The organism is Rahnella aceris (assembly GCF_011684115.1).
GTDB classification, from domain to species: domain Bacteria; phylum Pseudomonadota; class Gammaproteobacteria; order Enterobacterales; family Enterobacteriaceae; genus Rahnella; species Rahnella aceris.
In genome coordinates, this window is sequence record NZ_JAADJV010000008.1 from 55976 (window position 1) to 81051 (window position 25076).

The 25076-nt window shown below is 49.3% G+C and carries 25 protein-coding genes; 17 read left to right on the forward strand and 8 right to left on the reverse strand.

Going from position 1 to position 25076, the window contains the following annotated elements; all coding sequences use genetic code 11:
• Window positions 1-174: 174 nt before the first annotated feature.
• The gene (locus GW591_RS23540; RefSeq protein WP_037035334.1) at window positions 175-1398 is read left to right on the forward strand and encodes a glycosyltransferase; all 1224 of its coding nucleotides are present in this window, start codon (window positions 175-177) and stop codon (window positions 1396-1398) included.
• 2 nt (window positions 1399-1400) lie between these two features.
• Complete coding sequence (locus GW591_RS23545) at window positions 1401-2330, forward strand: hypothetical protein (protein ID WP_013577609.1); 930 nt, start codon at window positions 1401-1403, stop codon at window positions 2328-2330.
• A 67-nt stretch (window positions 2331-2397) separates the two neighbouring features.
• On the opposite strand, the gene tdh is transcribed toward GW591_RS23545, so the two are convergent.
• Together tdh and kbl are read right to left on the reverse strand one after the other, a co-directional pair.
• Entirely contained in the window at window positions 2398-3420 is a 1023-nt protein-coding gene (gene tdh / locus GW591_RS23550; RefSeq protein ID WP_013577610.1) for an L-threonine 3-dehydrogenase, read from the reverse strand.
• A 9-nt stretch (window positions 3421-3429) separates the two neighbouring features.
• On the reverse strand, window positions 3430-4626 hold the full coding sequence (gene kbl / locus GW591_RS23555) for a glycine C-acetyltransferase (protein WP_013577611.1): 1197 nt from the start codon (window positions 4624-4626) through the stop codon (window positions 3430-3432).
• Between the two features lie 242 nt (window positions 4627-4868).
• On the opposite strand from kbl, the gene rfaD reads away from it, so the two are divergent.
• The 12 genes from rfaD (at window position 4869) to coaD (ending at window position 17353) form a co-directional block, all read left to right on the forward strand.
• Window positions 4869-5801, forward strand: coding sequence for an ADP-glyceromanno-heptose 6-epimerase (gene rfaD, locus GW591_RS23560; protein ID WP_013577612.1), 933 nt, complete (start codon window positions 4869-4871; stop codon window positions 5799-5801).
• Window positions 5802-5831: 30 nt separating this feature from the next.
• Window positions 5832-6881: an ADP-heptose--LPS heptosyltransferase RfaF gene (rfaF, locus tag GW591_RS23565; protein WP_112152576.1), complete on the forward strand. Its 1050-nt coding sequence runs from the start codon at window positions 5832-5834 to the stop codon at window positions 6879-6881.
• Entirely contained in the window at window positions 6881-7870 is a 990-nt protein-coding gene (gene rfaC / locus GW591_RS23570; RefSeq protein ID WP_112152577.1) for a lipopolysaccharide heptosyltransferase RfaC, read from the forward strand. The genes rfaF and rfaC overlap by 1 nt, the downstream gene beginning before the upstream one ends.
• Window positions 7867-8964 (forward strand): glycosyltransferase family 9 protein, encoded by a 1098-nt coding sequence (locus GW591_RS23575; RefSeq protein WP_037035340.1) that lies wholly within the window; start codon window positions 7867-7869, stop codon window positions 8962-8964. Before rfaC ends, GW591_RS23575 begins: the two co-directional genes overlap by 4 nt.
• Window positions 8957-9961 (forward strand): glycosyltransferase family 8 protein, encoded by a 1005-nt coding sequence (locus GW591_RS23580; RefSeq protein WP_119262199.1) that lies wholly within the window; start codon window positions 8957-8959, stop codon window positions 9959-9961. The genes GW591_RS23575 and GW591_RS23580 overlap by 8 nt, the downstream gene beginning before the upstream one ends.
• Complete coding sequence (locus tag GW591_RS23585; RefSeq protein ID WP_166861439.1) at window positions 9958-11244, forward strand: O-antigen ligase family protein; 1287 nt, start codon at window positions 9958-9960, stop codon at window positions 11242-11244. Before GW591_RS23580 ends, GW591_RS23585 begins: the two co-directional genes overlap by 4 nt.
• Window positions 11245-11313: 69 nt before the next feature.
• Window positions 11314-12321 (forward strand): glycosyltransferase, encoded by a 1008-nt coding sequence (locus GW591_RS23590; protein ID WP_013577618.1) that lies wholly within the window; start codon window positions 11314-11316, stop codon window positions 12319-12321.
• A gap of 160 nt (window positions 12322-12481) precedes the next feature.
• Window positions 12482-13564: a putative lipopolysaccharide heptosyltransferase III gene (gene rfaQ / locus GW591_RS23595; RefSeq protein WP_013577619.1), complete on the forward strand. Its 1083-nt coding sequence runs from the start codon at window positions 12482-12484 to the stop codon at window positions 13562-13564.
• Window positions 13557-14702, forward strand: a complete 1146-nt coding sequence (locus tag GW591_RS23600; RefSeq protein ID WP_037035349.1) for a glycosyltransferase family 4 protein — start codon at window positions 13557-13559, stop codon at window positions 14700-14702. The genes rfaQ and GW591_RS23600 overlap by 8 nt, the downstream gene beginning before the upstream one ends.
• A 120-nt stretch (window positions 14703-14822) precedes the next feature.
• On the forward strand, window positions 14823-16097 hold the full coding sequence (waaA, locus tag GW591_RS23605) for a lipid IV(A) 3-deoxy-D-manno-octulosonic acid transferase (RefSeq protein WP_013577621.1): 1275 nt from the start codon (window positions 14823-14825) through the stop codon (window positions 16095-16097).
• Entirely contained in the window at window positions 16097-16864 is a 768-nt protein-coding gene (locus tag GW591_RS23610) for a glycosyltransferase family 2 protein (RefSeq protein ID WP_037035350.1), read from the forward strand. The genes waaA and GW591_RS23610 overlap by 1 nt, the downstream gene beginning before the upstream one ends.
• 6 nt (window positions 16865-16870) lie before the next feature.
• Window positions 16871-17353, forward strand: a complete 483-nt coding sequence (gene coaD / locus GW591_RS23615; protein ID WP_013577623.1) for a pantetheine-phosphate adenylyltransferase — start codon at window positions 16871-16873, stop codon at window positions 17351-17353.
• Window positions 17354-17361: 8 nt separating this feature from the next.
• Here coaD and mutM read toward each other — a convergent pair whose 3' ends face one another.
• The 4 genes from mutM to radC form a co-directional block, all read right to left on the reverse strand.
• Window positions 17362-18171, reverse strand: coding sequence for a bifunctional DNA-formamidopyrimidine glycosylase/DNA-(apurinic or apyrimidinic site) lyase (gene mutM, locus GW591_RS23620; RefSeq protein ID WP_121020210.1), 810 nt, complete (start codon window positions 18169-18171; stop codon window positions 17362-17364).
• Between the two features lie 140 nt (window positions 18172-18311).
• On the reverse strand, window positions 18312-18479 hold the full coding sequence (gene rpmG, locus GW591_RS23625) for a 50S ribosomal protein L33 (protein ID WP_004392084.1): 168 nt from the start codon (window positions 18477-18479) through the stop codon (window positions 18312-18314).
• Between the two features lie 11 nt (window positions 18480-18490).
• Window positions 18491-18727 (reverse strand): 50S ribosomal protein L28, encoded by a 237-nt coding sequence (gene rpmB, locus GW591_RS23630; protein ID WP_004931195.1) that lies wholly within the window; start codon window positions 18725-18727, stop codon window positions 18491-18493.
• A gap of 266 nt (window positions 18728-18993) precedes the next feature.
• Window positions 18994-19674 carry a RadC family protein gene (gene radC / locus GW591_RS23635; RefSeq protein WP_013577625.1) on the reverse strand — a complete coding sequence of 227 codons (681 nt, stop codon included), beginning with the start codon at window positions 19672-19674 and terminating at the stop codon, window positions 18994-18996.
• 184 nt (window positions 19675-19858) lie between these two features.
• Here radC and coaBC point away from each other — a divergent pair, with 184 nt between their 5' ends.
• The 3 genes from coaBC to slmA all read left to right on the forward strand — a co-directional run bounded on the left by coaBC (window position 19859) and on the right by slmA (window position 22280).
• Window positions 19859-21076, forward strand: coding sequence for a bifunctional phosphopantothenoylcysteine decarboxylase/phosphopantothenate--cysteine ligase CoaBC (gene coaBC / locus GW591_RS23640; protein ID WP_166861441.1), 1218 nt, complete (start codon window positions 19859-19861; stop codon window positions 21074-21076).
• Window positions 21054-21512, forward strand: coding sequence for a dUTP diphosphatase (dut, locus tag GW591_RS23645; RefSeq protein WP_013577627.1), 459 nt, complete (start codon window positions 21054-21056; stop codon window positions 21510-21512). Before coaBC ends, dut begins: the two co-directional genes overlap by 23 nt.
• Window positions 21513-21683: 171 nt before the next feature.
• Window positions 21684-22280 carry a nucleoid occlusion factor SlmA gene (gene slmA / locus GW591_RS23650; protein WP_013577628.1) on the forward strand — a complete coding sequence of 199 codons (597 nt, stop codon included), beginning with the start codon at window positions 21684-21686 and terminating at the stop codon, window positions 22278-22280.
• 54 nt (window positions 22281-22334) lie between these two features.
• Here slmA and GW591_RS23655 read toward each other — a convergent pair whose 3' ends face one another.
• A complete protein-coding gene (locus GW591_RS23655) occupies window positions 22335-22871 on the reverse strand; it encodes a GDYXXLXY domain-containing protein (protein WP_112152587.1) in 537 nt (178 codons plus the stop codon).
• The gene (locus tag GW591_RS23660; RefSeq protein WP_112152586.1) at window positions 22858-25065 is read right to left on the reverse strand and encodes a DUF2157 domain-containing protein; all 2208 of its coding nucleotides are present in this window, start codon (window positions 25063-25065) and stop codon (window positions 22858-22860) included. The genes GW591_RS23655 and GW591_RS23660 overlap by 14 nt, the downstream gene beginning before the upstream one ends.
• Window positions 25066-25076: the final 11 nt, after the last annotated feature.

Genomic DNA, 25076 nt, shown 5'->3' on the forward strand with positions numbered 1-25076 from the left:
ACTCATTGGCGGTTTCCTGATTATATTGGTGGTACGCATATATTTGGCATCACCAACTAACTTATTGATATCAATTGATTTCATAGCCAAACTAAAAAGTAGAGCTTCTGGGTTTTGCCTCATATAATGGGCGCTGTATATTTTTTTGACCGGACTGAGCAAGGGCGCTAACCGATGGGACAAGATCGATCTAAAATTCTGCTACTGGATAGTGGCAAGGAATGGGGAGGCGGGACTAACAGCATGTTAGAACTGCTGAAAAGAATCGATCGTGAAAAATTTGAAATCAGCTGCTGCTTTTACAACGATTACGCCCGGGACAACGGCGAAACTATCAGTCAGATTTTAAACTCACTGAATGTACCGGTATTTTTTATTCCGCAGGTTAAGCAACCTGCCTGGGCGAAAATAGCTAAAGAAGTATTAAGAACGCTGTTTTTCTTTAGCAGTAATTTGCGTCAGAAAGCCATTTACTCTATCGACAAAATCTGGCGTATTAATCCCAATATCCGCAAAATTCACTCCCTGCTTGAACTCGGTCAGTTTGACATTCTCTATATGAATAATCAGCCCAGCTCTAACGTCGAAGGCTATTATTCTACTGCCGGTTTACCCACAGAAATCGTACAGCATTGTCGCATTGAACCGGTGCTCAACCGGGAGGTTGTGCGCATCGTTAACCGGTTCTGCCACAGCATTATCTCTGTTTCTCAAGGCGTTCAGGAACAACTGCTCAAACGTGGTGTACGCAAAGAGTTATGTTTTACCGTTTTTAATGGCATTGATATCCATCAGCCATTGCCCGAAGGCACAAAAATCCGGGAAGAATTAGCAGCCGACAACGACACGTTCATCTTTGGCAGTATAGGTTCTCTGATTAACCGCAAAGCTCATCACTTCACATTACTGGCACTAGACAAATTTAATCGCGCATTTCCGGAAGCCAAATGGAAAATGGTGTTTGTGGGTGAAGGCCCGAATTTACGCCGTCTCATTCAGCAAACTTCGGCTCTGAATATGATGGATAAAGTGGTATTTACAGGCTTCCAGAGCAATGCGCTGGAATATCTGTCCGCGTTTGATGCCTTTATATTAGGCTCAAAAAGTGAAGGGCTTCCGCGGGTCGTGTTGGAATCCATGCTGCTGAAAACGCCGGTGATTGGTTCGAATGTCACCGGTACAGCCGAACTGATTAAAAATGCAGAAACCGGCATGTTATTTGAGTATGGCGATATTGATATGCTCTTTAATCATATGAAAACACTGTATCTCAATGCCCATCTGAGAAATGAAATTGCAGAGCAGGCAAATCTGACTGTTCGCGAAAAATTTGCAATTGAAAAATATGTCTCAGGCGTTGAAACCGTTTTAAGCAGTGTGAAAAAGAAACAAGGCTGAATATGTTCAAATTTCTAAATCCAAAATATCGTCACATTCTTTCACGCCATAATTTGCCGTATGACGGGACCGTCATGGCAGGAAAACCAAAGAACAGCGTGACGTCTGTGGTGATCCCTTCCGCGGGGGCTGACTATATTGAAGAAGCTTGTCTGTGTGCAGAGTTTGCCGATAAATTTGCGACCGCATTACAGGAAATCGTGATTGTTACCGATCAGGCTGCCAGCCAGTTTCGCCCGTTACCGGAGAAAGTCCGGATCGTCACGCTTCACCCTGAAACCAAATCCGGTGATTATCGTTATAAACAAATTTATCTCAGCCGCCTGATCAAACTGATGGCGCCTTTGCAGGCCAGAACTGACGGTATTTTGATGATCGATTCCGATCTTAATTTGCTTAAAATGCCGGAAATTCAGTTACATGAAAATCATATTTATTCAAGTTTCCGTCAGGGCAAGATGATTGCCAAACTGGACGGTTGTGATCCTGAGATCATCCCGGCGTATTACAAAAACAGCGTGCGTCCTTATATTGTCGATCACGTGAACGGCGCTTTTTTAGCCGCCACGCGTAAAACCTGGGAGCGTTTGTGCCCGCTGTGGATTATGTTTTTCATCGATACATGGAACATTCTGCCAGACAACCAGCCCCCGACAGATCAACTGCCTCTGGCGGCCATGCTGGATACGCTGGACATCAAAAGCGTCAATCTGGGCGACTGGATGAACTGGCCGGTATCGAAAAAAATTGGCGGCACACCGTCGGTTATCCCTAAAGAAGTGATCGGCGCTCATGGCGGCTTCCCGCTGACAGAATGGCAAAAGTATCTGGCTTCACCGGATAATGAACTGTTATTCAAAGGTCAGGATTACACCCGTAAAGTGCGTTATCTGACGGATGACGAGAAACAAATGGCCGGTCCTGCGGCGTAAAGACTGCGCCCGCTATCAGCAAAAGCCCGCTATTTTCAGCGGACTTTTGCATTTTCAGAGCGCCAGATTACCAGTTAAGTATCACTTTGCCGGAATGCCCGGAGCGCATCGCATCAAACCCTTTCTGGAATTCATCAATCGGAAAATGGTGCGTAATCAGAGGTGTAAGATCTAATCCTGACTGGATCAGGGCGGCCATTTTGTACCAGGTTTCGAACATTTCCCTTCCGTAAATCCCTTTAATAAACAGTCCTTTGAAAATCACCTGATTCCAGTCGATTGCCATCTCGGTCGATGGAATGCCCAGCATCGCAATCCGGCCGCCATGATTCATGGCGTTAAGCATGCTGCGAAATGCCGCAGGTGCACCTGACATTTCCAGCCCGACGTCAAACCCTTCCGTCATGCCCAGCTCATCCATCACATTCTGCAAGCTTTGCTGGCTGACATTCACCGCCCGCGTCACACCCATTTTGCGCGCGAGTTCCAGACGGTATTCGTTCATATCCGTGATCACCACATGGCGGGCACCGACATGTTTGCAAATGGCTGCCGCCATGATGCCAATCGGCCCGGCACCGCTGATCAGAACATCCTCGCCGACCAGATCAAACGACAATGCGGTATGCACAGCATTACCAAAGGGATCAAAAATGGCAGCCAGATCATCAGAAATATTGTCCGGGATTTTAAACGCATTAAAAGCAGGCAATACCAGATACTCCGCAAAAGCGCCCGGACGGTTTACCCCCACGCCCTGTGCGTTGCGGCACAAATGCGTACGTCCTCCCCGGCAATTACGGCAGTGTCCGCAGGTAATATGCCCCTCGCCCGACACCCGGTCACCGATACTGAAACCTTTAACTTCCTGCCCGATGCCCACCACTTCGCCGACATATTCGTGTCCGACCACCATTGGTACGGGAATGGTTTTTTGTGACCATTCGTCCCAGTTGTAGATGTGCACATCGGTTCCGCAAATGGCGGTTTTACGGATTTTGATCAGCAAATCGTTGTGCCCTAATTCCGGCACGGCCACATCCGTCATCCAGATGCCTTCTTCACGTTTGAGTTTTGCTAAAGCTTTCATCGACATTCCTCAGGCGATCACGCCAAGTTTTTTGCCAATACGGGTGAAGGCTTCAACGGCCTTTTCGATTTGTTCCGTGCTGTGCGCTGCTGACATTTGAGTACGGATGCGCGCCTGCCCCTGAGGCACCACCGGGTAAAAGAAACCGGTGACGTAAATCCCTTCCTGCTGCAAAAGCGACGCAAACTCCTGAGCCAGACGAGCCTCGCCAAGCATCACCGGGATAATGGCGTGATCAGCCCCCGCCAGCGTGAAACCCGCGGCGGTCATTTTCTCGCGGAACAATTTTGAATTGCTGAGCAAACGCTCACGCAGTTCGCTGCCTTCTTCGAGCATGGAAAGCACTTTCAGGGAGGCAGAAACAATCGACGGTGCCAGGGAATTAGAGAAGAGATAGGGCCGCGAACGCTGACGCAACCAGTCGATCACTTCCTGACGCGCAGCGGTATAACCGCCGGAAGCCCCGCCCAGCGCTTTGCCAAGCGTGCCAGTGATGATGTCCACGCGCCCCATCACATCGCAATATTCGTGCGTTCCCCGCCCTTCGGCACCGACAAAACCTACCGCATGGGAATCATCGACCATCACCAGCGCGTCGAACCGTTCGGCCAGGTCGCACACGCCCTTCAGGTTGGCTATCACGCCATCCATTGAAAATACGCCGTCAGTTGCCACCAGAATATGACGGGCACCCTCATCTTTTGCCTGCTGCAAACGGGTTTCCAGTTCAGACATATCGTTGTTGGCATACCGATAGCGTTTCGCTTTGCATAAGCGAACACCATCGATTATTGAGGCATGATTCAGCGCATCCGAAATGATGGCGTCTTCTTCACCCAGCAGTGTTTCAAATAACCCACCGTTGGCATCAAAGCAGGAGGAATAGAGGATCGCATCGTCCATACCGAGAAAGTCAGCCAGACGGTGTTCAAGTTCTTTGTGCGTATCTTGTGTGCCGCAGATAAAGCGGACCGAAGCCATGCCGAAACCGTGGCTGTCGAGACCGGCTTTTGCAGCACGGATCAGTTCGGGATGATTCGCCAGGCCAAGGTAGTTGTTGGCGCAAAAATTGATCACCGGACGGCCGCCAGCGACGGAGACTTCAGCCTGCTGGGGCGTGGTGAGAATGCGTTCTTCTTTAAACAGCCCTTCAACCCGGGCCTGCTCCAGCTGATCTTCCAGCTGGCGATAAAACGAAACAGACATACAGTATTCTCCTGAAATGACTCATTCACGGAATACCTTACTAATCTGCATATAAAATAACGATGGAAGTGCTCACAATATCTTTGTTTTGCAGCATAGTTCACGCCTTACGCTCTGAAACATAAGAATCCCTGTTATCGGACACCTTCCCAATGTGAGCTTCATAATGAAGTGTTATGATATTACCCAATATACAGGCTGTGCATGGTGCGCAGTTCTTCAAATGATTAAAGGTGAATCCCATGATAATCGTCACTGGCGGCGCTGGTTTTATCGGCAGCAATATTATTAAATCGCTCAATGATATGGGATACCGCGATATTCTGGTGGTGGATAATCTGAAAGATGGCACCAAGTTCGTCAATCTGGTGGATCTGGATATTGCGGATTATTGCGACAAAGAAGATTTTATCGCCAGCATCGTGGCCGGCGACGATCTGGGTGATATCGACGCCATTTTCCACGAAGGCGCATGCTCTTCCACTACCGAGTGGGACGGCAAGTACATGATGGATAACAACTATCAGTACTCTAAAGATGTCCTGCATTATTGTTTAGATCGCAGCATTCCCTTCCTTTATGCGTCTTCCGCAGCCACTTATGGTAGCCAGAGCACCAGCTTTGTTGAAGAGCGTAAATACGAGCAACCGCTGAACGTCTATGGTTACTCTAAGTTCCTGTTTGACCAGTATGTTCGCGAAATTCTGCCGCACGCTGAATCTCAAATTTGTGGTTTCCGTTATTTCAACGTTTACGGACCGCGTGAAGGCCATAAAGGCAGCATGGCGAGCGTAGCGTTCCATCTGAATAATCAGATCAAGGCCGGGGAGAACCCAAAACTGTTCTCGGGCAGCGAAGGCTTCAAACGCGATTTTATCTACGTGGGTGATGTGGCAGCCGTGAACCTGTGGTTCTGGCAAAACGGTGTTTCGGGCATTTTTAACTGCGGTACCGGACGTTCGGAATCCTTCCAGGCCGTGGCAGATGCTGTCGTGGCATACCACAAGTCTGGCGATATCGAATACATTCCATTCCCGGAAAAACTCAAAGGCCGTTACCAGTCCTTCACACAGGCCGACATGACGGCCCTGCGTAACGCCGGTTACGACAAACCGTTCAAAACGGTTGCCGAAGGTGTTACGGAATACATGAGCTGGCTTAACCGCACAGTTTAAGCCCTGCACATTGAGGAATGGATTAACGGTATGAAAATACTGGTAATTGGGCCGTCATGGGTCGGTGACATGATGATGTCACAAAGTCTTTATCGCACCCTGAAAGCTGCGCACCCCGACGCTCAGATTGACGTGATGGCACCTGCATGGTGCCGTCCTTTACTTGATCGCATGCCGGAAGTACATCAGGCGCTGGCCATGCCGCTGGGCCACGGTGCGCTGGAATTGGGCGAACGTCGTCGTCTGGGTATTTCATTGCGCAATGAGAAATATCAGCGTGCATTCGTTCTGCCTAACTCGTTTAAATCGGCGCTGGTTCCTTTCTTTGCCCGTATTCCGCAACGCACCGGCTGGCGTGGCGAAATGCGCTATGGTCTGCTCAATGATTTGCGGGTGCTGGATAAACCCGCTTTTCCACTGATGGTTCAGCGTTATGCTGCTCTGGGCTACGATGCCCGGCAAATCAAAACTGCCGCTGATCTTCCACAACCCATTCTCTGGCCGAAATTAGAGGTCGGCGACGCTGAAGTCACCGCAGTTAAAACCTCATTCTCTGTGGATAACACCCGGCCGCTGATTGGTTTCTGCCCTGGCGCAGAGTTTGGTCCGGCAAAGCGCTGGCCTCATTATCACTACGCGGTGTTGGCTGAAAAACTGATCAGCGAAGGCTATCAGGTGGTGCTCTTTGGCTCTGCAAAAGATAACGCAGCAGGTGAACAAATTCGCCTGGCACTGACAGAAAACGCACAACCTTTCTGTCTCAATCTGGCGGGGAAAACCTCATTGGATCAGGCGGTGGTGATGATTGCCGCCTGTCATGCGGTCGTCAGTAATGATTCAGGCCTGATGCACGTTGCCGCCGCGCTGGATAAACCGCTGATAGCACTTTACGGGCCCAGCAGCCCGGACTTCACACCGCCCCTCAGCCATCAGGCAAAAGTTATACGTCTGATCACTGGCTACCATAAAGTCCGTAAAGGCGATGCTGAAGAAGGCTATCACCAAAGTTTAATTGATATTCAACCCGGACAAGTTTATCAGGAACTCACCCAGTTGCTGAGCGCAAGGAAGGAGCTTTAATGCGGGTTCTCATCGTCAAAACGTCGTCCATGGGCGACGTTCTGCATACCCTTCCGGCGTTGACGGATGCTATGCAGGCCATTGCCGGGATCCGCTTTGACTGGGTCGTGGAAGAAGGATTTAGCCAGATCCCCGGCTGGCATCCTGCCGTTGATCGCGTGATACCTGTCGCCATCCGCCGCTGGCGTAAAAACTGGTTCGGCTCTGAAACCCGTCAGCAACGCTGCGACTTCAAACGCGAAGTTCAGTCTCAAACCTATGATGCGATCATTGATGCTCAGGGTCTGATTAAAAGCGCGGCACTGATCACCCGTGTCGCCAAAGGTGAAAAACACGGTCAGGATTGTAAAAGTGCCCGTGAACCATTCGCCAGTTGGTTCTACAATCAGCGTCATGAAATCGATAAAAAGCAGCACGCGGTAGAGCGTACCCGGGAATTGTTTGCGAAAAGCCTGGGCTATGAAAAGCCATCAGGCCAGGGAGATTATGCTATTGCAGCACGTTTCCTCTCCCATCTTCCTGCCGACGCGGGCCGGTATCTGGTGTTTCTTCATGCCACCACCCGCGCCGATAAACATTGGCCGGAAGAACACTGGCGTGAGCTGATCAGCATGTTCGGCGGGCAAGATATCCGCATCAAACTTCCGTGGGGGGCAGACCATGAACATCAGCGCGCATTGCGTCTGGCAGAAGGTTTCCCTTATGTCGAGGTGTTGCCCAAGTTGAGTCTGGAAAAAGTTGCTGAGGTTTTAGCCGGTGCGAAAGCGGTCATTTCTGTTGATACGGGGCTGAGCCATCTGACTGCCGCGCTGGATCGTCCAAATATCACGCTTTACGGACCGACCGATCCGGGATTGATTGGCGGGTATGGAAAGAATCAGTTTATCCTCAAAGCCGAGAACAATTCACTGGAAAACTTACCAGCCAAAACCGTCTTTGAGCGTCTGAGTGATCTGACCGCTGCGAAAGAGGAAATGAACCGACCATGAGCTACGTGATTATTTTCATCTTGCTGTGGCCGTTCAAAATGCTGATGAAGCCTTTTCATCAGGGCAAAGGGCGAAATCTGGTCATACAAACCGCCAAAATTGGTGATTTCGTCAATATCACGCCTTTACTGAAGCATTTAAAAAAATCAGATGTCTTGATCAGTAAAACGGTTTTGCCTTTGGCTGCACACGATTCGACGATCGATTCTATTTATCTCATTGAAGATTACAAAAAATCTTTAGTCAGTAAAATTGGTCTCGCCTTTCGCCTGCTCAACCGCTACGACAATATTTATCTGCTACAACCTAACAGCGTTAACGGTTTCTATGCCGCCTTCTGTAATGCGAAGCATAAAGCCTTTCTGATCGCTTATACCCGCAAGTGGTATCACGGGATTTTTTATCAGACGGCCGACGTTGTTCGTTTGCATCAGAAAACCGATTTTACGCTGGAAAGTTATCTGAAGCTGGCAGACCCCAGCCTCAGTGCAGAAAGCTATACTAAACATGCCACCCTTCCCTTGTGGATACCTGAAAAAACCTTGCCGGAGCTGGCGGCAAGCAAGCAGGTCAAAATCGGTATCAGCATTTCGGCAGGCAATAAAGCTAAAACAATTCCGACAGCGGTATGGATTAAAATCCTTAATACCCTGGCTGGCCTTCCTTGTCAGTTTTATGTTTTTGGCCCGGAGAATGAGCAGAAATACCTTGATCAGTTGCTGGAAAAACTCAGTGCTCGCGAAAACATCATTAACCTGATCGGTAAGCTAAAATTGCATGAAGTCCCACATGCCATTTCTCAGATGGATATGTATATCGCCTCAGATTCTGGAAACGTGTATATCGCAGATGCGGTGAATATCCCAGTGGTATGTTTAGCGGGTCCTTGTGACTTAACTGAGCAGCATCCAACCTATGCGCCACTCATCCTGACGCCTGAAGATAAAAAACTCGCGCCTGAATCTTTTATTTTCTCAGCACCTTATCAATTCCGGCACAGTGCTGAAGAACTTTTTTCACTCAGTGATGCTCAACTGGAGAAAATACGTTCATTTGTTATAAGCAAAACAAGTCAGGTACAACATTATGTCTGACCATGAATATATGAGCTATCTCGAGCATAAAGAAGAGCTCGTGAATAATTTAGGGGATTCATCACTCTCTGTGGTCCATATCGCATTCGGAATAAATAATGCCTATGCCCGTGGTATGGGGGTCACTGTCTTTTCTGTCCTGAAAAACAACCCTGACTTAGCTTTTCATATTCATATATTTGGCAGTGCGCTCGATGAAATATCAAAATCCCGACTGCTTGAGCTGGCGGCAAAACATCCGCTGGCCATCACCTGTTACGTTTTTAAAGAATCTGCGTTCACTGATTTACCGCTGATGGGGCGCTATCCTCAGGCTATTTATTATCGTTTATTCACTCCCTACATCCTTTCTGGCGTCACATCAAAATTACTCTACCTTGACGCGGACACATTATGTTTAGGCAGTTATAAAGAACTGAGCGAGATGGATATCAGCCCTTATACGCTGGCAGCCGTCAACGATACGCAACGGGCAAGAAATAAACTTTGCTCACAGTTAAGTCTGACAAAGGGAAATTATTTCAACTCAGGATTCTTATACATCAATATCCCTCAATGGCTTGAGAAAAATACAACTGAGCGGATCATCCGGACACTTAGCCTTCAGGAAAGTGAATTTAAATTCCCTGACCAGGACGCACTTAATATTGTCCTGGAACATGAAGTTCTGCTGCTTCCTAAAAGATATAATTTTGTGTGTGACATCATTTTAAATAAAGTGGGAAAGAGAGTTGATATCCCGAAAGATACCATCCTGATTCATTATACGGGTAAATGTAAACCCTGGCACCTTTGGGGAATGGGAGAACTGGCCGATATTTATGATCAATATTATGCGCAATCCCCATGGCACGCAGTCCCACATGACGTGCCGGTTTCCTATAAAGAGATGAAACGCTATGCCCAGGCACTCTGGCATAAGGGTCGCTACCTGACCAGCTTGCGCTGGATGACCAAATATATGAATAATAAGATTTTCAGGAAAAGCTCTTTATGAAAAGTAATCTGATGGCACAGATAAAAAAATCGTCTTTTGACGATAAACTTGCATCTTTACTATTCTTATTGATTACCATTTCCATTTCTTTCTTTATGTACTCTGGTGAAATAACCCGGAATTTCTTTTATATCGCAACGTATATTGCTGTCCTGTATTTCATCTACGTCACCCTGCGTGTTGATAAGAAAATTAAATTCTACCCGGTTGCCTGCACAATTCTACTTCTGGGTATCAGCAAGTTGCTTTGGGTTATGCTCACCGTAAACCATCAATATCCGCTCATTGCCTATCATTACCAAATTAGCGGTAAGAGACTCATATTAGCTTCATTTATTCTGTATGCCATTGAACATAACATTCACAAATGGAAAATCCCTGCACTGACAGTGCGCACGGGGATAGCTATTATGACGATTCTTTTTATCGTTATATCCGTCATACGAATCATTGTTTATTTAAAGACAGGCGAAAGAATGAAAATAAATTCTGACGCTCCGACTTCCGGCGCCTATACATTTACTATTTTTTCTTTGCTGGTGATGTACAGTCTTAAATATCATGCGTTAAAGCATTACAGGCTCATTTGTCTGATTGTGATGACGCTGACTTTTGCGGTTCTCGCTGCCACAGAAACCCGCTCTGCAATAATACTCTTTATACTTATTAGTGCAGGCAGCATTATTTACGATTTCACCAAAAGCTCGCATACGTCTAAAATTATCTACGGTTTTGCCATTGCGGTCTTAATTATTGCCGCAGTGACTTCTGGTCATCCTTATTACAATAAAGTCCTCACCCGCTTCGATAATCTCCAAAACGAGGTTACCTCTTACAATGACGGGGAGCGTAATACTTCAGTCGGTGCGCGTTTCTCAATGTGGCGAGCCGGAGTGGATGCTTTCAAACATCACCCGTTTGGTCAGTCCGCCGACAGCCGCAATACACTTGCCACCACGTTCATCGATGAGCATGAAGGCGGAAACCCGGAAGCGTTACGCAATCTTCAGTTCCATTTGCACAATGATATTATCGATACAATGTCATTACAGGGAATTTTAGGCGCATTGATTATGGTACTTTTCTTCGCCGTATTATTGCTCTATCCCTTCAGGCTGGTGCCCAAGGGTTACGAATTTTTATTACTGTCGGTCCCGGTAATTTACTTCAGCATGGGTGATACCCAGTTTTACAATCGCGAATCACCGTATTTTATTGTGCTGGTATTTGCCTACCTGATGATGCTCAGGATGAGGCCACATCCCCCGATAGAAAAACAATGATTTTTTCCGGGCTGTGAAACTTACACCGGCCCGGTTGATTGCCCTCCTTATCAGTGGAAATTGTGTGATATGCCCCTTACAACGACATCCGACAACATTAAGCTCAGCGCGATTATCCCTCTGTATAACGCAGGGGAAATGTTCCGAAACTTTATGGATTCGCTCGTCGCCCAGACGCTGACAAACTTCGAGATCATTATCGTCAATGATGGTTCGACAGACGGTTCCGAGTGCGTTGCGCAAGAATATGCTGAGAAATACCCGCATATTCGCGTCATTCATCAGGCTAACGGCGGCGTATCGCGTGCGCGTAATGCTGGCCTGGATATCGCCAAAGGTCAGTACGTCACTTTTCCGGATGCCGATGACATACTCTATCCGAACATGTACCAAACGCTGATTGAACTGTGTGAACAGGATGATCTGGATGTCGCACAATGCAATGGTGAACGTTATTTTGTCGGCTCAGAAAAAGTTAAACCCATCATCCCCACCGATCGTTTAACGTCGACTGCCGTGCTGGATGGCCCGCACTGGCTTAAAATGGCGCTGGCAACAAACCGTTATTTGCACGTAGTGTGGTTAGGTGTCTATCGTCTGGAACTTATTAAAAAGCATCATCTGTATTTTGAACCCGGCCTGCATCATCAGGATATTCCCTGGACAACCGAATTCATGTTCAACGCACGCCGCGTGAAATACACCCAAGAGGTGCTTTATCGCTATTACATTCATGGTCAGTCAATCAGTAATCAAAAAAGAACCGGAATGAAAAACGTTGAATATCAACGGCATTACCTGAAAATTGCCAAGATGCTTGATGAATTAAATAAGCGATATAAAGACCGGGTAAAAATCTATGCGGAGTTTCCGAGACAGGTCACCCGGGAAGCCCTGACGGTTTGTCATTCTGTTCGCCGCGAGCCTGTTCAGGCCGCTCAGAAAGCCATGATCGACGATATTTACACCTCCGGCACACGCAGGATAATGCTGCGTAACGCACGCGGACCGAAACAATGGTGGCAACTGTTACTGTGGCTGTATCGTCTCCATAACCTGCGTAAAAAACTCGGTTAAGTTGTTTCAGAAAGAGACGATTCCTTTATTCGTTTAAGTGGAATCTAACTATTTCATAAATGAAGTTATTTATCTTTCTATATCAGGAAGATAAATAACTTCACAGCATACGATTCTTCACCTAAAATCAACTCACTATATTCTACTATCAGATAATAGAATGCCTAATTCAGAAGCCAAATACGCAGCGTTCAGACCCCAAAGAATTCTTCTGGTGAAACTCCGTCATCATGGAGATATGGTGCTGACCACGCCGGTGATAAACAGGCTACGCGAGCATTACCCCGATGCTGAAATTGATGTGCTTCTGTATAAAGAAACTCGCCCTATTCTCAGTGAACATCCAGCGCTATCTCATATCCATGTCATTGACAGAACATGGAAAAAACAAGGTGTCCGCTATCAGTTACAACAGGAATATCAGTTACTCAAAGCTGTTCGCGACCGACATTATGATCTGGTGATTAATCTTGCCGATCAATGGCGCAGTGCTTTGATTTCCCGATTTAGTGGCGCGAAAGTTCGTTTAGGATTCGACTATAAAAAACGACGTTCTGCTTTCTGGCGGGCAGGTCATACGCAGTTAGTGACGACCGAAAATCACAGCATTTTGCATACTGTCGAACAGAATATGTCGATTTTGTCACCGCTTGGTATTTCCACCGACAACGCTCTGACATCAATGCATTATTCAGAAAGTGACAAGTCATTTTGTCAGCAATTACTTCTGAAAAATCAGGTGTCCGGCGAATATATTGTGATTCAGCCAACGTCCCGCTGGACGTTCAAATGCTGGGATGATGACAAATTCGCCAATGTGATTGATGGACTTGCTGAAACCGGCCTGACGATCGTGATGACCTCCGGCCCGGATAAGAAAGAGCTGGATATGGTGAGCAAAATCCAGGATCTCACGCACAATCCGCAGGTGATCTCTGTCGCCGGTCAGTTATCACTGACCCAGCTGGCTGCAATGATTGACGGTGCAAAACTCTTTATTGGGGTGGATTCTGCGCCGATGCATATGGCCGCCGCGCTTAATACGCCTTGCGTCGCCTTATTCGGCCCGACGAAAATGCAACACTGGCGTCCATGGGGCAAAAATAATACCACTCTCTGGGCGGGGGACTACGCGCCGCTACCCGCACCCGATTCGATCGATACAAAAACTCAACAACGTTATCTGCATGCAATCCCTGTCAGTGATGTGATTGATGCAGCCAGGAGTTATCTGCATGACTAATGCCGCCAGTGGGAAAAACATCCGTTTAGCGATTGTCAGACAAAAATATCGCCCGGATGGCGGCGCGGAACGTTTTATTTCCCGCGCCCTGGAGGCACTGGATGACCAAAATATTGATCTGAATATTATTACCCGCCAGTGGGAAGGCAAGCCAAATCCGCAATGGAAAATTCACCTGTGTAATCCGGCAAAGTATGGCCGTGTTTCACGTGAGAAGGGTTTTGCCGCTGCTGCGCAACAATGTTGGAAACAGGAACATTTCGACATAGTGCAAAGCCACGAACGTATTCCGGGTTGCGACATTTTCCGGGCCGGCGATGGTGCACATCGTGTCTGGCTGGAACAACGGGCGCGTGTCATTTCCCCTCTTCAGCGTTTTCTTACAAAAATCAGCCCCTACCACCGCTATGTCCTGCAAGCCGAAGAAGAGATGTTCCACTCCCCGGCATTGAAAAAAATCATCTGCAATTCTGAGATGGTAAAACGCGACATCATCCGCTGTTACGGAGTTGATGAGAGCCGTTTTGAAGTGATCTATAACGCCATTGATTCCCAAAAATTCGTACCGGCGACAGATGCACAGCGCCTCGCTGCGCGTGAAATGCTTTCAATTCCTGCGCAGGCCGTGGCACTGATTTACGTAGGTTCAGGTTTTGAACGCAAAGGGCTGAAGCCTGCCATTGAAGCGATCGCTTGTGGCGATCGCTACCTCATTGTCGTCGGACAAGATAAAGACCAGAAGAAGTATGAATCTCTGGCGAAGCAATCAGGGTGCGCTGACCGGGTCCGCTTTGTCGGGGTACAAAACAATGTACTCCCTTATTACCATGCGGCCGATGGCATGATTCTGCCGACATTATACGACCCGTTCCCGAACGTGATTCTTGAAGCCATGGCCTGCGGATTGCCCGTTATCACCAGCGAAACCTGTGGTGGCGCAGAGTTTATTCTGCAGGGGCGCGAAGGCTTCGTTTGCGATGCGCTGGATGTGATAAGACTTAGCGAATACGTTAATAAAATTCCTTCCCGTCAGGAAAATGACCAGATGGGAAATGCGGCAAGAGAGCGGATTTTACCTTACAGCCCTAAAAACCTTTCAAAACAGTTGGTTACACTTTATCACTCATTACTGGTCTGAGGACGCAGGCGCTGACATGATGAGTCGATCACACTTATCTGATAACATGTGCCCATCTATCCGCCGGGACTATTTTCGCTCTATGAAATTGACTTTCCCTTATGCAACGCCTGATAAAAGATGAATATTTTTTATAATATAATCATATATTTAATTCAGCCATTGATTTGGATCCGTTTACTTTTGCGCAGCCGCAAGTCGCCCGCCTATCGTAAACGCTGGGCTGAACGTTATGGCTTCTGCAAAGGAAAGGTTGTCTCCGGCGGCATTATGCTGCATTCCGTTTCCGTTGGAGAAACGCTGGCAGCGATCCCTTTAGTCCGCGCATTACGTCATCGTTATCCTTCCTTGCCAATTACCGTCACCACCATGACACCGACAGGCTCAGAGCGTGTTCAGTCCGCTTTTGGCAAGGGTGTGCACCACGTCTATCTGCCTTATGATCTGGCCGGATCCGTAAATCGTTTCCTGGATGAGGTTAACCCCAAGCTGGTAATCATTATGGAAACCGAGCTTTGGCCGAACCTTATCAGTGCATTGCATCGTCGCAAAATTCCACTGGTTATCGCCAATGCCCGTCTTTCTGCCCGTTCAGCGAAGGGATACCAGAAGCTAGGCAAATTCATTCGCACCATTTTGCAACGCATTACACTGATCGCCGCACAGAATCAGGAAGATGGTGAACGCTTCTTGTCTTTAGGACTCAAACGCAACCAGCTTGCGGTGACCGGTAGCCTGAAATTCGATATCTCGGTCACGCCGGAACTGGCGGCAAAAGCCATTGCACTGCGCAGCCAGTGGGCATCACGCCGTCAGGTGTGGATCGCTACCAGTACGCATGAAGGCGAAGAAACTTTACTGCTGGAGGCGCACAAAGAGCTGCTGAAAGCGCATCCGAACTTGCTGCTGATTCTGGTGCCGCGCCATCCTGAACGTTTCCCGGTAGCTTGTGAGCTGACGCGCAAAGCTGGCCTCTCTTTCATTCAGCGCAGCTCAGGGGAAGTCCCTTCTTCGGCCACTCAGGTCGTGATCGGCGATACGATGGGCGAATTAATGTTGCTGTATGGCATTGCTGACCTGGCGTTTGTTGGCGGCAGTCTGGTCGATCGCGGAGGCCATAATCCCCTGGAAGCGGCAGCCCACGCAATTCCGGTGCTGATGGGACCCCATACCTTCAATTTCAAAGACATCTGCGCCAAGCTCGCTCAGGACGACGGTCTGATCACGGTCACTGATACTGCATCGCTGGTGAAAGAAATTTCTACACTGTTGACCGATGAAGACTACCGTTTGTATTACGGTCGCCACGCCGTTGAAGTTCTGCATCAAAATCAGGGGGCGTTACAGCGCCTGCTGCATTTACTGGAGCCTTATCTGCCCATCCGGAGTCATTAATGGCTGATAAAAAACGTTTATCCGTCGTGCTGATTGCCCGTAATGAGGCGGATTTATTGCCGGAATGCCTTAAGTCAGTAGACTGGGCAGATGAAATAATTCTGCTCGATTCCGGCAGCAACGATGCGACGCAGGATGTTGCCCGCCACTTCGGCGCTAAAGTATTCCAGAACACAGAGTGGCCGGGTTTTGGCAAACAGCGCCAGCTGGCGCAAAGTCATGCCACCGGTGACTACATTTTGATGATCGATGCCGACGAGCGTGTCACCCCTGAATTACGCCAGTCGATTGAAACCGTGCTGAATTGCCCGCAGGAAAATACCGTTTATAGCCTCGGACGCAGTAATCTGTTCCTCGGAAAATTCATGCGCCACAGCGGCTGGTATCCTGATCGGGTCAACCGCCTGTACCCTGCTACATTCTGCTACAACGACGATCTGGTGCATGAATCACTGAACACAGGCAATGCGACTGTCGTTGCTTTGCAAGGTGACCTGCTGCATCTCACCTGTCGCGACCTTTTCGCTTTCCAGCGTAAACAACTCAGCTATGCGCAGGCGTGGGCAGAGCAACGCCATCAGCAAGGCCGCCGTTGCAGTTTTTCCTCAATTCTTTCGCATACGCTGGGCGCATTCGTCAAAACCTGGATCCTGCGGGCCGGTTTTATGGATGGAAAGCAGGGGTTGATCCTGGCAGGCGTCAATGCACAATATACGTTCAATAAATATGCCGCCCTGTGGGCACTCAGCCACCAACTGCAAAAGTGAGCCGTCATGAGCACTAAGGCAATTTATCCCGGCACTTTCGACCCGATGACCAACGGGCATCTCGATATCGTCACCCGTGCGGCGCTGATGTTCGACCAGGTCATTCTTGCGATTGCGGCCAGCCCGAGCAAAAAACCGATGTTTTCGCTGGATGAACGCGTGGCGCTGGCGACCCAGGTCACATCCCATCTGGATAATGTTGAAGTCATTGGTTTCAGCGATTTGATGGCGAATTTCGCCAAAAATCAGGGCGCAAACGTGCTGGTACGGGGATTACGTGCGGTGTCTGATTTTGAATATGAGATGCAACTGGCAAACATGAACCGACATTTGCTGCCAACGCTGGAAAGCGTGTTCATGATGCCCTCAAAAGAATGGTCGTTTATTTCTTCTTCGCTGGTCAAAGAAGTCGCCCGCCACGGTGGGGATATCACGCCTTTCCTGCCGCAAATCATTACTCAGGCACTGATGGAAAAAATCAGCGCCTGAATCATGCGTTAGCGCTGACAGCGCGGGCAGAAAAACGTGGTGCGCTGAGCGTGTTTCTTACTCTCAATGGGCGTACCACATGCGCGGCAAGGCTCGCCCGTTCTGCCGTATACCTGCAGTTCCTGTGCAAAATATCCTGGCTTCCCATCTGACTGTAGAAAGTCTTTCAGCGTCGTCCCGCCCTGTTCAATAGAGCGCAGCAATACCGCTTTGATGGTTCTCACCAGCAATTCCGTCTCATCACGTTTGAGCGAATGTGCAGGTCTGTCAGGTGAAATACCGGCAACAAACAGGGATTCGCTGGCATAGATATTCCCGACGCCGACCACCAGTTTGTTATCCATCAGCCAGGGTTTGATTGGCGATTTCTTCGTACGGGATTTCTCAAACAGATAATCTGCGTTGAAATCCTCGCTCAGCGGTTCCGGCCCCAGATGGGCTAAGACATTACTGGCCGCCAGATCAGAAGACCATAACCAGGCACCAAAACGTCGCGGATCGGTATAACGCAGCACATGGCCGCTATCCATCACCAGATCAACGTGGTCATGCTTACCTGCTTCAGTTTCTTCCGGCAATACCCGCAAACTGCCGGACATGCCCAGATGAATGATAATCCATCCGGTTCGCAGCTCAACCAGCAGATATTTTGCCCGACGCTGCACACTCAGAACCGGCTGATCGCTTAACGCTAAGATCTCCGCCGAGACAGGCCAGCGCAGGCGCGGATTACGCACAATGGCATGCAGTATCGTGTGACCTTTCAGATAGGGTTCAATCCCTCTGCGGCTGGTTTCAACCTCAGGTAATTCCGGCATAATTTCCCCTTGAGCAAAATCGTGTTCAGAGTGTGTCGCAGACACCGACATCAGGCAAATAAAAGTCGCACTAAATGGAAATCACGAAATTCAGGCAATAAAAAACCCGGCCGGAGCCGGGTTTTAGCAATCCACTAAAATTATTTAATTTTAGCTTCTTTATAGATCACGTGTTGACGGACAACTGGATCGAATTTCTTCAGTTCCAATTTTTCCGGCTTAGTACGCTTGTTCTTCGTGGTGGTATAGAAGTGACCAGTACCAGCAGAAGAAACCAGCTTGATCTTCTCGCGAACACCTTTAGCCATGATGCAGTTCCTTAATACTTCTCACCGCGGGCACGCAGATCGGCCAAGACCGTCTCAATACCCTTCTTATCAATAACACGCATACCTTTAGCAGATACACGCAGAGTTACAAAGCGCTTCTCAGCCTCAACCCAAAAACGGTGGGAGTGCAGGTTCGGCAGAAAACGGCGTTTGGTCGCGTTCATTGCGTGGGAACGGTTGTTACCGCTCACCGGGCGCTTGCCAGTAACTTGGCAGACTCGGGACATGTCTATTCTCCAAAAATCAAATCAGCTCGAGCTTCGTATAGGGTATGGCCGCCTCGTCAGGCTTTTAGAGCCCATCTCAGCAAACTCCACTGAGAACCGACTCACTGTCGTCGGGTAAAAAACCAATTCATCAGGTCAGAAACCTGCTGAGATAGGCTCTTAACGCCAAACCCAAGATTCTCAAAGGTGGCGTAGTATACGCTCTGTAGCGTAAGTGCTCAAGTCCCGAACAGCTAAAGATCCCTAAGGATCTTCAAAAAACGAAGTTAAATCCAGCCGCGTTCGGCAAAAGATACCGTTTCTCCGTGGCCTACAACCAAATGGTCAAGGACACGAATTTCCAGCAACTGGCACGCTCGAATAATCTGTTCAGTCACTTTTCTGTCCATCAGACTGGGCTCAGCCCGACCGGATGGGTGATTATGCGCCAGAATTAGGGCTGCCGCATTAACCTTCATCGCACCACGAACAATTTCGCGGGGATACACTTCTACGTGCCCAATAGTACCAGCAAACATCTCCTCATGGCGAATAACGCGATGCTGGTTGTCGAGAAAAAGTACCAGGAACACCTCTCTTTCCCGAAAAACGAGTAAATTCTGCAAATATTCACGGATAACTTTGGGGCTGAGCATCGCATTTTCGGCACTCAGGTGGCGCAGATAAGCGCGGCGGGATAATTCGGACACCGCCACAAGTTGCGAAAACTTGGCAACCCCCATTCCTTTCGTGCGCGCCATGGCGTCAAAATCCGCCATCAGTAACTGATGCAATGAACCGAACTCTTCCAGCAGATTCTTTGCCAGGTCCATCACATGCAATCCCCGGCATCCTGTACGCAGGTAAATCGCCAGCAATTCCTGATCCGTCAGCTCTTTTGCCCCTTGCTGCAATAATTTTTCGCGCGGTGGCATCACTCCCGGCCACTGGTTTTGCTGTTTCGTCATCCTGACTCCTTTTTTGCGGCGATTGTGTCACAGCATTCTCCCTGTCATAACGTCCGGTATGTCAGCTTGCGAGATGTTACGCAGAATTTTTATTCCTCAACTTTCGACGCATCGCCAATAGCTGTCATCATTCCCCGTTATGCTAAAATGTCGCTTCTTTCAGCTTTCAACCAATCGGACAATGATGATGACGGGACTTTCCGGCAAACATATTGTGCTCGGTATCAGCGGTGGTATCGCTGCCTATAAAGCACCAGAACTGGTACGTCGCTTACGTGAAAGAGGCGCTGAAGTTCGCGTCGTCATGACAGAAGCGGCGAAATCTTTCGTGACTCCGCTGAGCCTGCAGGCTGTTTCTGGCTATCCGGTTTCTGACGACCTGCTTGATCCGGCGGCCGAAGCGGCAATGGGACATATCGAGTTAGGGAAATGGGCAGATTTAGTCATTATCGCGCCTGCCACAGCGGATTTGCTGGCTCGCATGAATGCTGGCATGGCAAATGATCTGTTGACGACGGTGTGTCTGGCGACAGCGGCACCGGTCGCGGTACTTCCTGCGATGAACCAGCAAATGTATCGTGCGGCCATCACGCAAGAAAACCTGCAAAGCCTGGCAGCACGGGGCACATTGTTGTGGGGGCCGGACAGCGGCAGTCAGGCCTGCGGCGATGTTGGCCCGGGACGTATGCTGGACCCGCTGGTGATTGTGGATATGGCCAATGCGCATTTCTCTTCGCGCAAGGATCTGGCGCATCTGAATATTATGGTGACCGCAGGCCCCACCCGTGAGCCGCTGGATCCTGTCCGCTTCATCAGTAATCACAGTTCCGGCAAAATGGGTTTTGCCATTGCCAAAGCCGCCGCTGAACGTGGTGCCAAAGTAACGCTGATCGCCGGGCCGGTGACGCAACCGACGCCTGCCCGTGTTCATCGTATTGATGTGGAAAGTGCGCTGGAAATGGAGCAAGCCGTCCAGCTTTCGGCAACTTCTCAGCATATTTTTATTTCCTGCGCTGCCGTGGCGGATTATCGCGCAGAACGTATTGCTGATGAGAAGATCAAAAAGCAAGGCGATGAAATCACTGTAAAAATGATTAAAAACCCTGACATCGTCGCTGGCGTCGCGGCCATGACAGAAAACCGGCCTTACGTCGTGGGGTTTGCCGCTGAAACCCAGAATGTGGAAGAATACGCGCGGCAAAAAAGGATCCGTAAGAATCTGGATCTGATCTGCGCCAACGATGTTTCACTTGCCGGGCAAGGTTTCAACAGCGATTCCAATGCCTTGCATCTTTTTTGGCAGGACGGGGATAAAATCTTACCACTCAGCGATAAGTCCCTGCTTGGCCAACGTTTATTAGAAGAGATTGTCAGCCGTTATGATGAAAAAAATCGACATTAAAATTCTCGACCCGCGCATCGGTTCGACTTTCCCTTTACCGGCTTACGCGACACCGGGGTCTGCGGGTCTGGATTTACGCGCCTGTCTGGATGCTTCTGTAGAACTGAAACCGGGCGAAACCACACTGCTGCCAACAGGTCTGGCTATCCATATTGGTGATGCTAATCTGGCGGCGGTGATTTTGCCACGTTCCGGTCTGGGTCATAAACACGGCGTTGTACTGGGCAATCTGGTTGGCCTTATCGATTCAGATTATCAGGGCCAACTTATGGTGTCCGTCTGGAACCGTGGTCAGACAACATTTGTTATCGAACCGGGCGAGCGCATTGCTCAGATGGTGTTTGTGCCTGTCGTTCAGGCAGAATTCAATCTGGTGGAAGATTTTGACGCCAGTGAACGCGGCGAAGGGGGCTTTGGCCACTCAGGTCGCCAATAAGAACCTGTTCAGCACCGCTGATTTTGACGCGATATTGAACAGATCCTTATCACTATCAGACCGTAACAACGCGAAGGGAACGAAATAAGCCGCAGGATCACAGCGATTCATGCGGCAGTTGTGCGGTTTCTCCATGATTTTAGCCGTTTTTTAGCAAGGGTCTATTCAGACATGGCAGAGAAAGAAACGACAAAAAGGAACAGGCGCGAAGAGATTTTGCAGGCATTAGCGCAAATGCTTCAGTCCAGCGACGGCAGCCAGCGGATCACGACTGCAAAGCTCGCCGCCAGCGTGGGGGTTTCAGAAGCAGCTCTTTATCGTCATTTTCCCAGTAAAACGCGGATGTTTGACAGCTTAATTGAGTTTATCGAAGACAGTCTGATCACCCGTATCAATCTCATCCTGCAGGATGAAAAGGATACGCTAAACAGAATACGTCTGATTTTGCTGCTGATTTTAGGGTTTGCCGAGCGTAATCCGGGATTGACCCGTATTATGACCGGCCATGCCCTGATGTTTGAACAGGACCGTTTGCAGGGCCGCATCAACCAACTTTTCGAGCGGATTGAAGCGCAACTGCGTCAGGTACTGCGGGAAAAGAAAATGCGTGAAGGCAGCGGATTCATCAGCGATGAAACTCTACTCGCCAGCCAGTTACTGGCATTTTGCGAAGGGATGCTGTCACGTTTTGTACGCTCTGAATTCAAGTACAAACCGACTCAGGACTTCGATACCCGCTGGCCACTTATCTCTGCTCAGCTGCAATAAACGCGCAGGGACAAACGTCAAATCTAAAAAGGGCCGAAAGGCCCTTTTTTCATATTATGGCTGAATCATTTTCCCATTTTCATCCAGCATCGCGGTCAGTAACGCTGTGCCGTCATCACCTACCCGAAATGCACCATAACGTGCACGGGCGAAACGTTCACCTTGTCCTTCCTGGAAAAAATACGCATTAGTTCCCACCATCAGCGTTCCGGCATTCATATGATAGTTAACCCGTAATTCATTGGGCTTCAGCAGGTCACCACTATCAAACCGCGCCTGAGTGACCTGCCGGTGTTCATTAACTGCCACAATAATTTTGCCACTAACAGGAAAACAAGGCGCCTGTGGAAGAGAATTACAACCCTGACGTTGCTGGTATAACTCCTCTTGCAAAGATCGCGTGATGGCATAATTGAGAGCCATGTAATCCCCCTGCATCAAAGAACGCGGATCAACCGGCGCAAGCTGCAATATCATTACCGCACCCTGTTTAAGCACCTGCTCTTTTTGCCAGATACCCGCATTCACTGCGATCAGTGCCAGCAGTATCACTACTCCTGACAGCCATTTCCTCAGATTACGGGTTTGCATAAGCTTCCTCCTTACGCACGGGGATCAGTTTTTTGGCTGCAAAGGCCAGCGCCAGCAACACCACGCCTGTGACAAACATCAGAAGGGATTTCTGCAATAAGCTGACGCCGAGGAAGTAATACCAGTCGATAACATACAGCGCGAGGAAACAGCCGCTCGCGGCTAAAACCCCCTGATTTCCCTGATAACGCGCCATCAGTAATAGCCACAGCCCCAGGCCAATTCCCGGCGCATAAAAGGCTGCGACGCCACACACAACCGCCGCCACCAGATACAGCATTGCTGATGGCGTCTTTTTCACCACAGTCTGATACAAACACACCAGTACTAAACCTGCGGCAATGCCTGCGCCAGTTCCTCCCGAAAGAGGAAAATACCCCGCTGGCCGCCAGAAAACATCGAAGAGAAGCGAGGTGTTAATGGCGGAAAAACACTGCAATATCAGGCCGGAAGGAATACCCCAGAGGAGGGGGAAAACAGCCTCAGCCCATGATGTGGCTTTTAAGTTAATTTGTTCTCTGATAATCCACAGCCAGAAAATCACAATGACAGTAACCAGCGCGGAAACCGCCCAAAAACGGGTGACCGGCGGTAAATACATCCCTGTCAGCAAATTGCCGGAAAGGATCAGCAAAAATGTCAGCGCCGTTATCGCCATAAAGCGGAAAGTACGATCGCGCATTGCCAGCGCCATCAACGTAAGCACCGGTAATGAACAGAGCGAGCCCACCAGGAAGGACATTTCCCAGTCGGGTTCAAAGAGAAGATAGAAACCAAAACAGAGGCCGCAGGTCGCGGCTATCGCCCATGCCAGCCCGATATGATGCTTACTCACGCCCTGCATGCGCAAAAGCCCACCCGCGACAATTGCAAGGAGCAGAGAAGGGATAATCACCGTGGCTGCATTGGGGTCATTGAGCAGGTCGACAACATACAGCACCAGAATCAGCAGAAATAAAATAATCATCGCGGCGACCCAGCCACCGATACCCAGTGTCAGTCGCAGGTACCAGGGAAGATGAGAGGAGTGATCGTATTGCTGAATCTCTTCAATTTGCACCTGACTAAGCAAATCATTTCGGCGTAGTTGTTCCGTCAGCACTGCCATTTCCGTGGAAGAAACCTCGACCGGCTGGCTCTCATAGAGTTTACGCCGCCAGTAGAGCATCAGGGCGCCACATCCCGCCAGCCATAAAGCCATCAGGCAGCCCAGCATAAACAGGCCGCCAATATCGTAAGAACTGTCGAACATCTGCACGATCAGCACACATCCCACTGCCGCTGCGCTGGCGGTTCCCAGAGTCAGCATGCAGAGATCAGGATAGCGATAACGATAAAAGAAGTAACTCACCACTAAGACTGCCAGCCATAAAGCGGTGACGAAGGGGTGAGGGGTATCGTATCCCCAACCGGATATATTTTCGGCAACAATGCAAGTCAGCACTAATAGCAGGAAGCCAGCCATCACCCGGGAAAACCAGCGGCTGGCAAGCCAGGCGTGGGGATTGTGCTTAATGACCCGTATGGCCAGAACTTCGCGAATAATCAGGCACAACGTCTGCGCAATCAGATAGCTGTAGAGCGCAGTTGTGGGGAAATAGTCGAGACCGTCGAATACGGCGCTGTCCATCAGGGACATAGACACCGTGGCGTAATAGAGCTGAAACGTCAGATTGGCAAGTAACCAGGAGCAGAACCACAGACTGTTCTGTCGGGCGATTAAGGCTAAAGGCAGGAAAACAAACAGCCAGGCCCTGAACAGCTCCCAGCTGTCGGCCCCCGTCTGATAAATCTGGCCATAAAGGGCAAACAGAGCACCAAAGCCGAGACCCGCAGCCAGCAAGGCACTGCGTGCAATCCCGTCATACCAGCGCCACCAGACGACGACGGCAAGCGCAACGATCAGTAACTCGGCCAGCGCAAATTTTGCCATCTTTGGCATATCAGCCCAGTTCCAGGCTACAAAGAATACGGCACCGGCCACCAGTGATAACAGACCCAGCAGGGAGAGTAAGGGAACCAGAAATTTCTGCCATTCGGGATAACCCGGCCGGACGCCACAAAAGTCATAAATACGCTGACATGCGGCCGGCGTCAGGCTACCGCTTTTGACCAGACGCTCCGTCTGGCGACAGAGAAACTCTGCCGCCCGCGAAGGCATCCATTCTTTGCTGCCGGCTTCATTTTGTGTCATGACATCCCTGC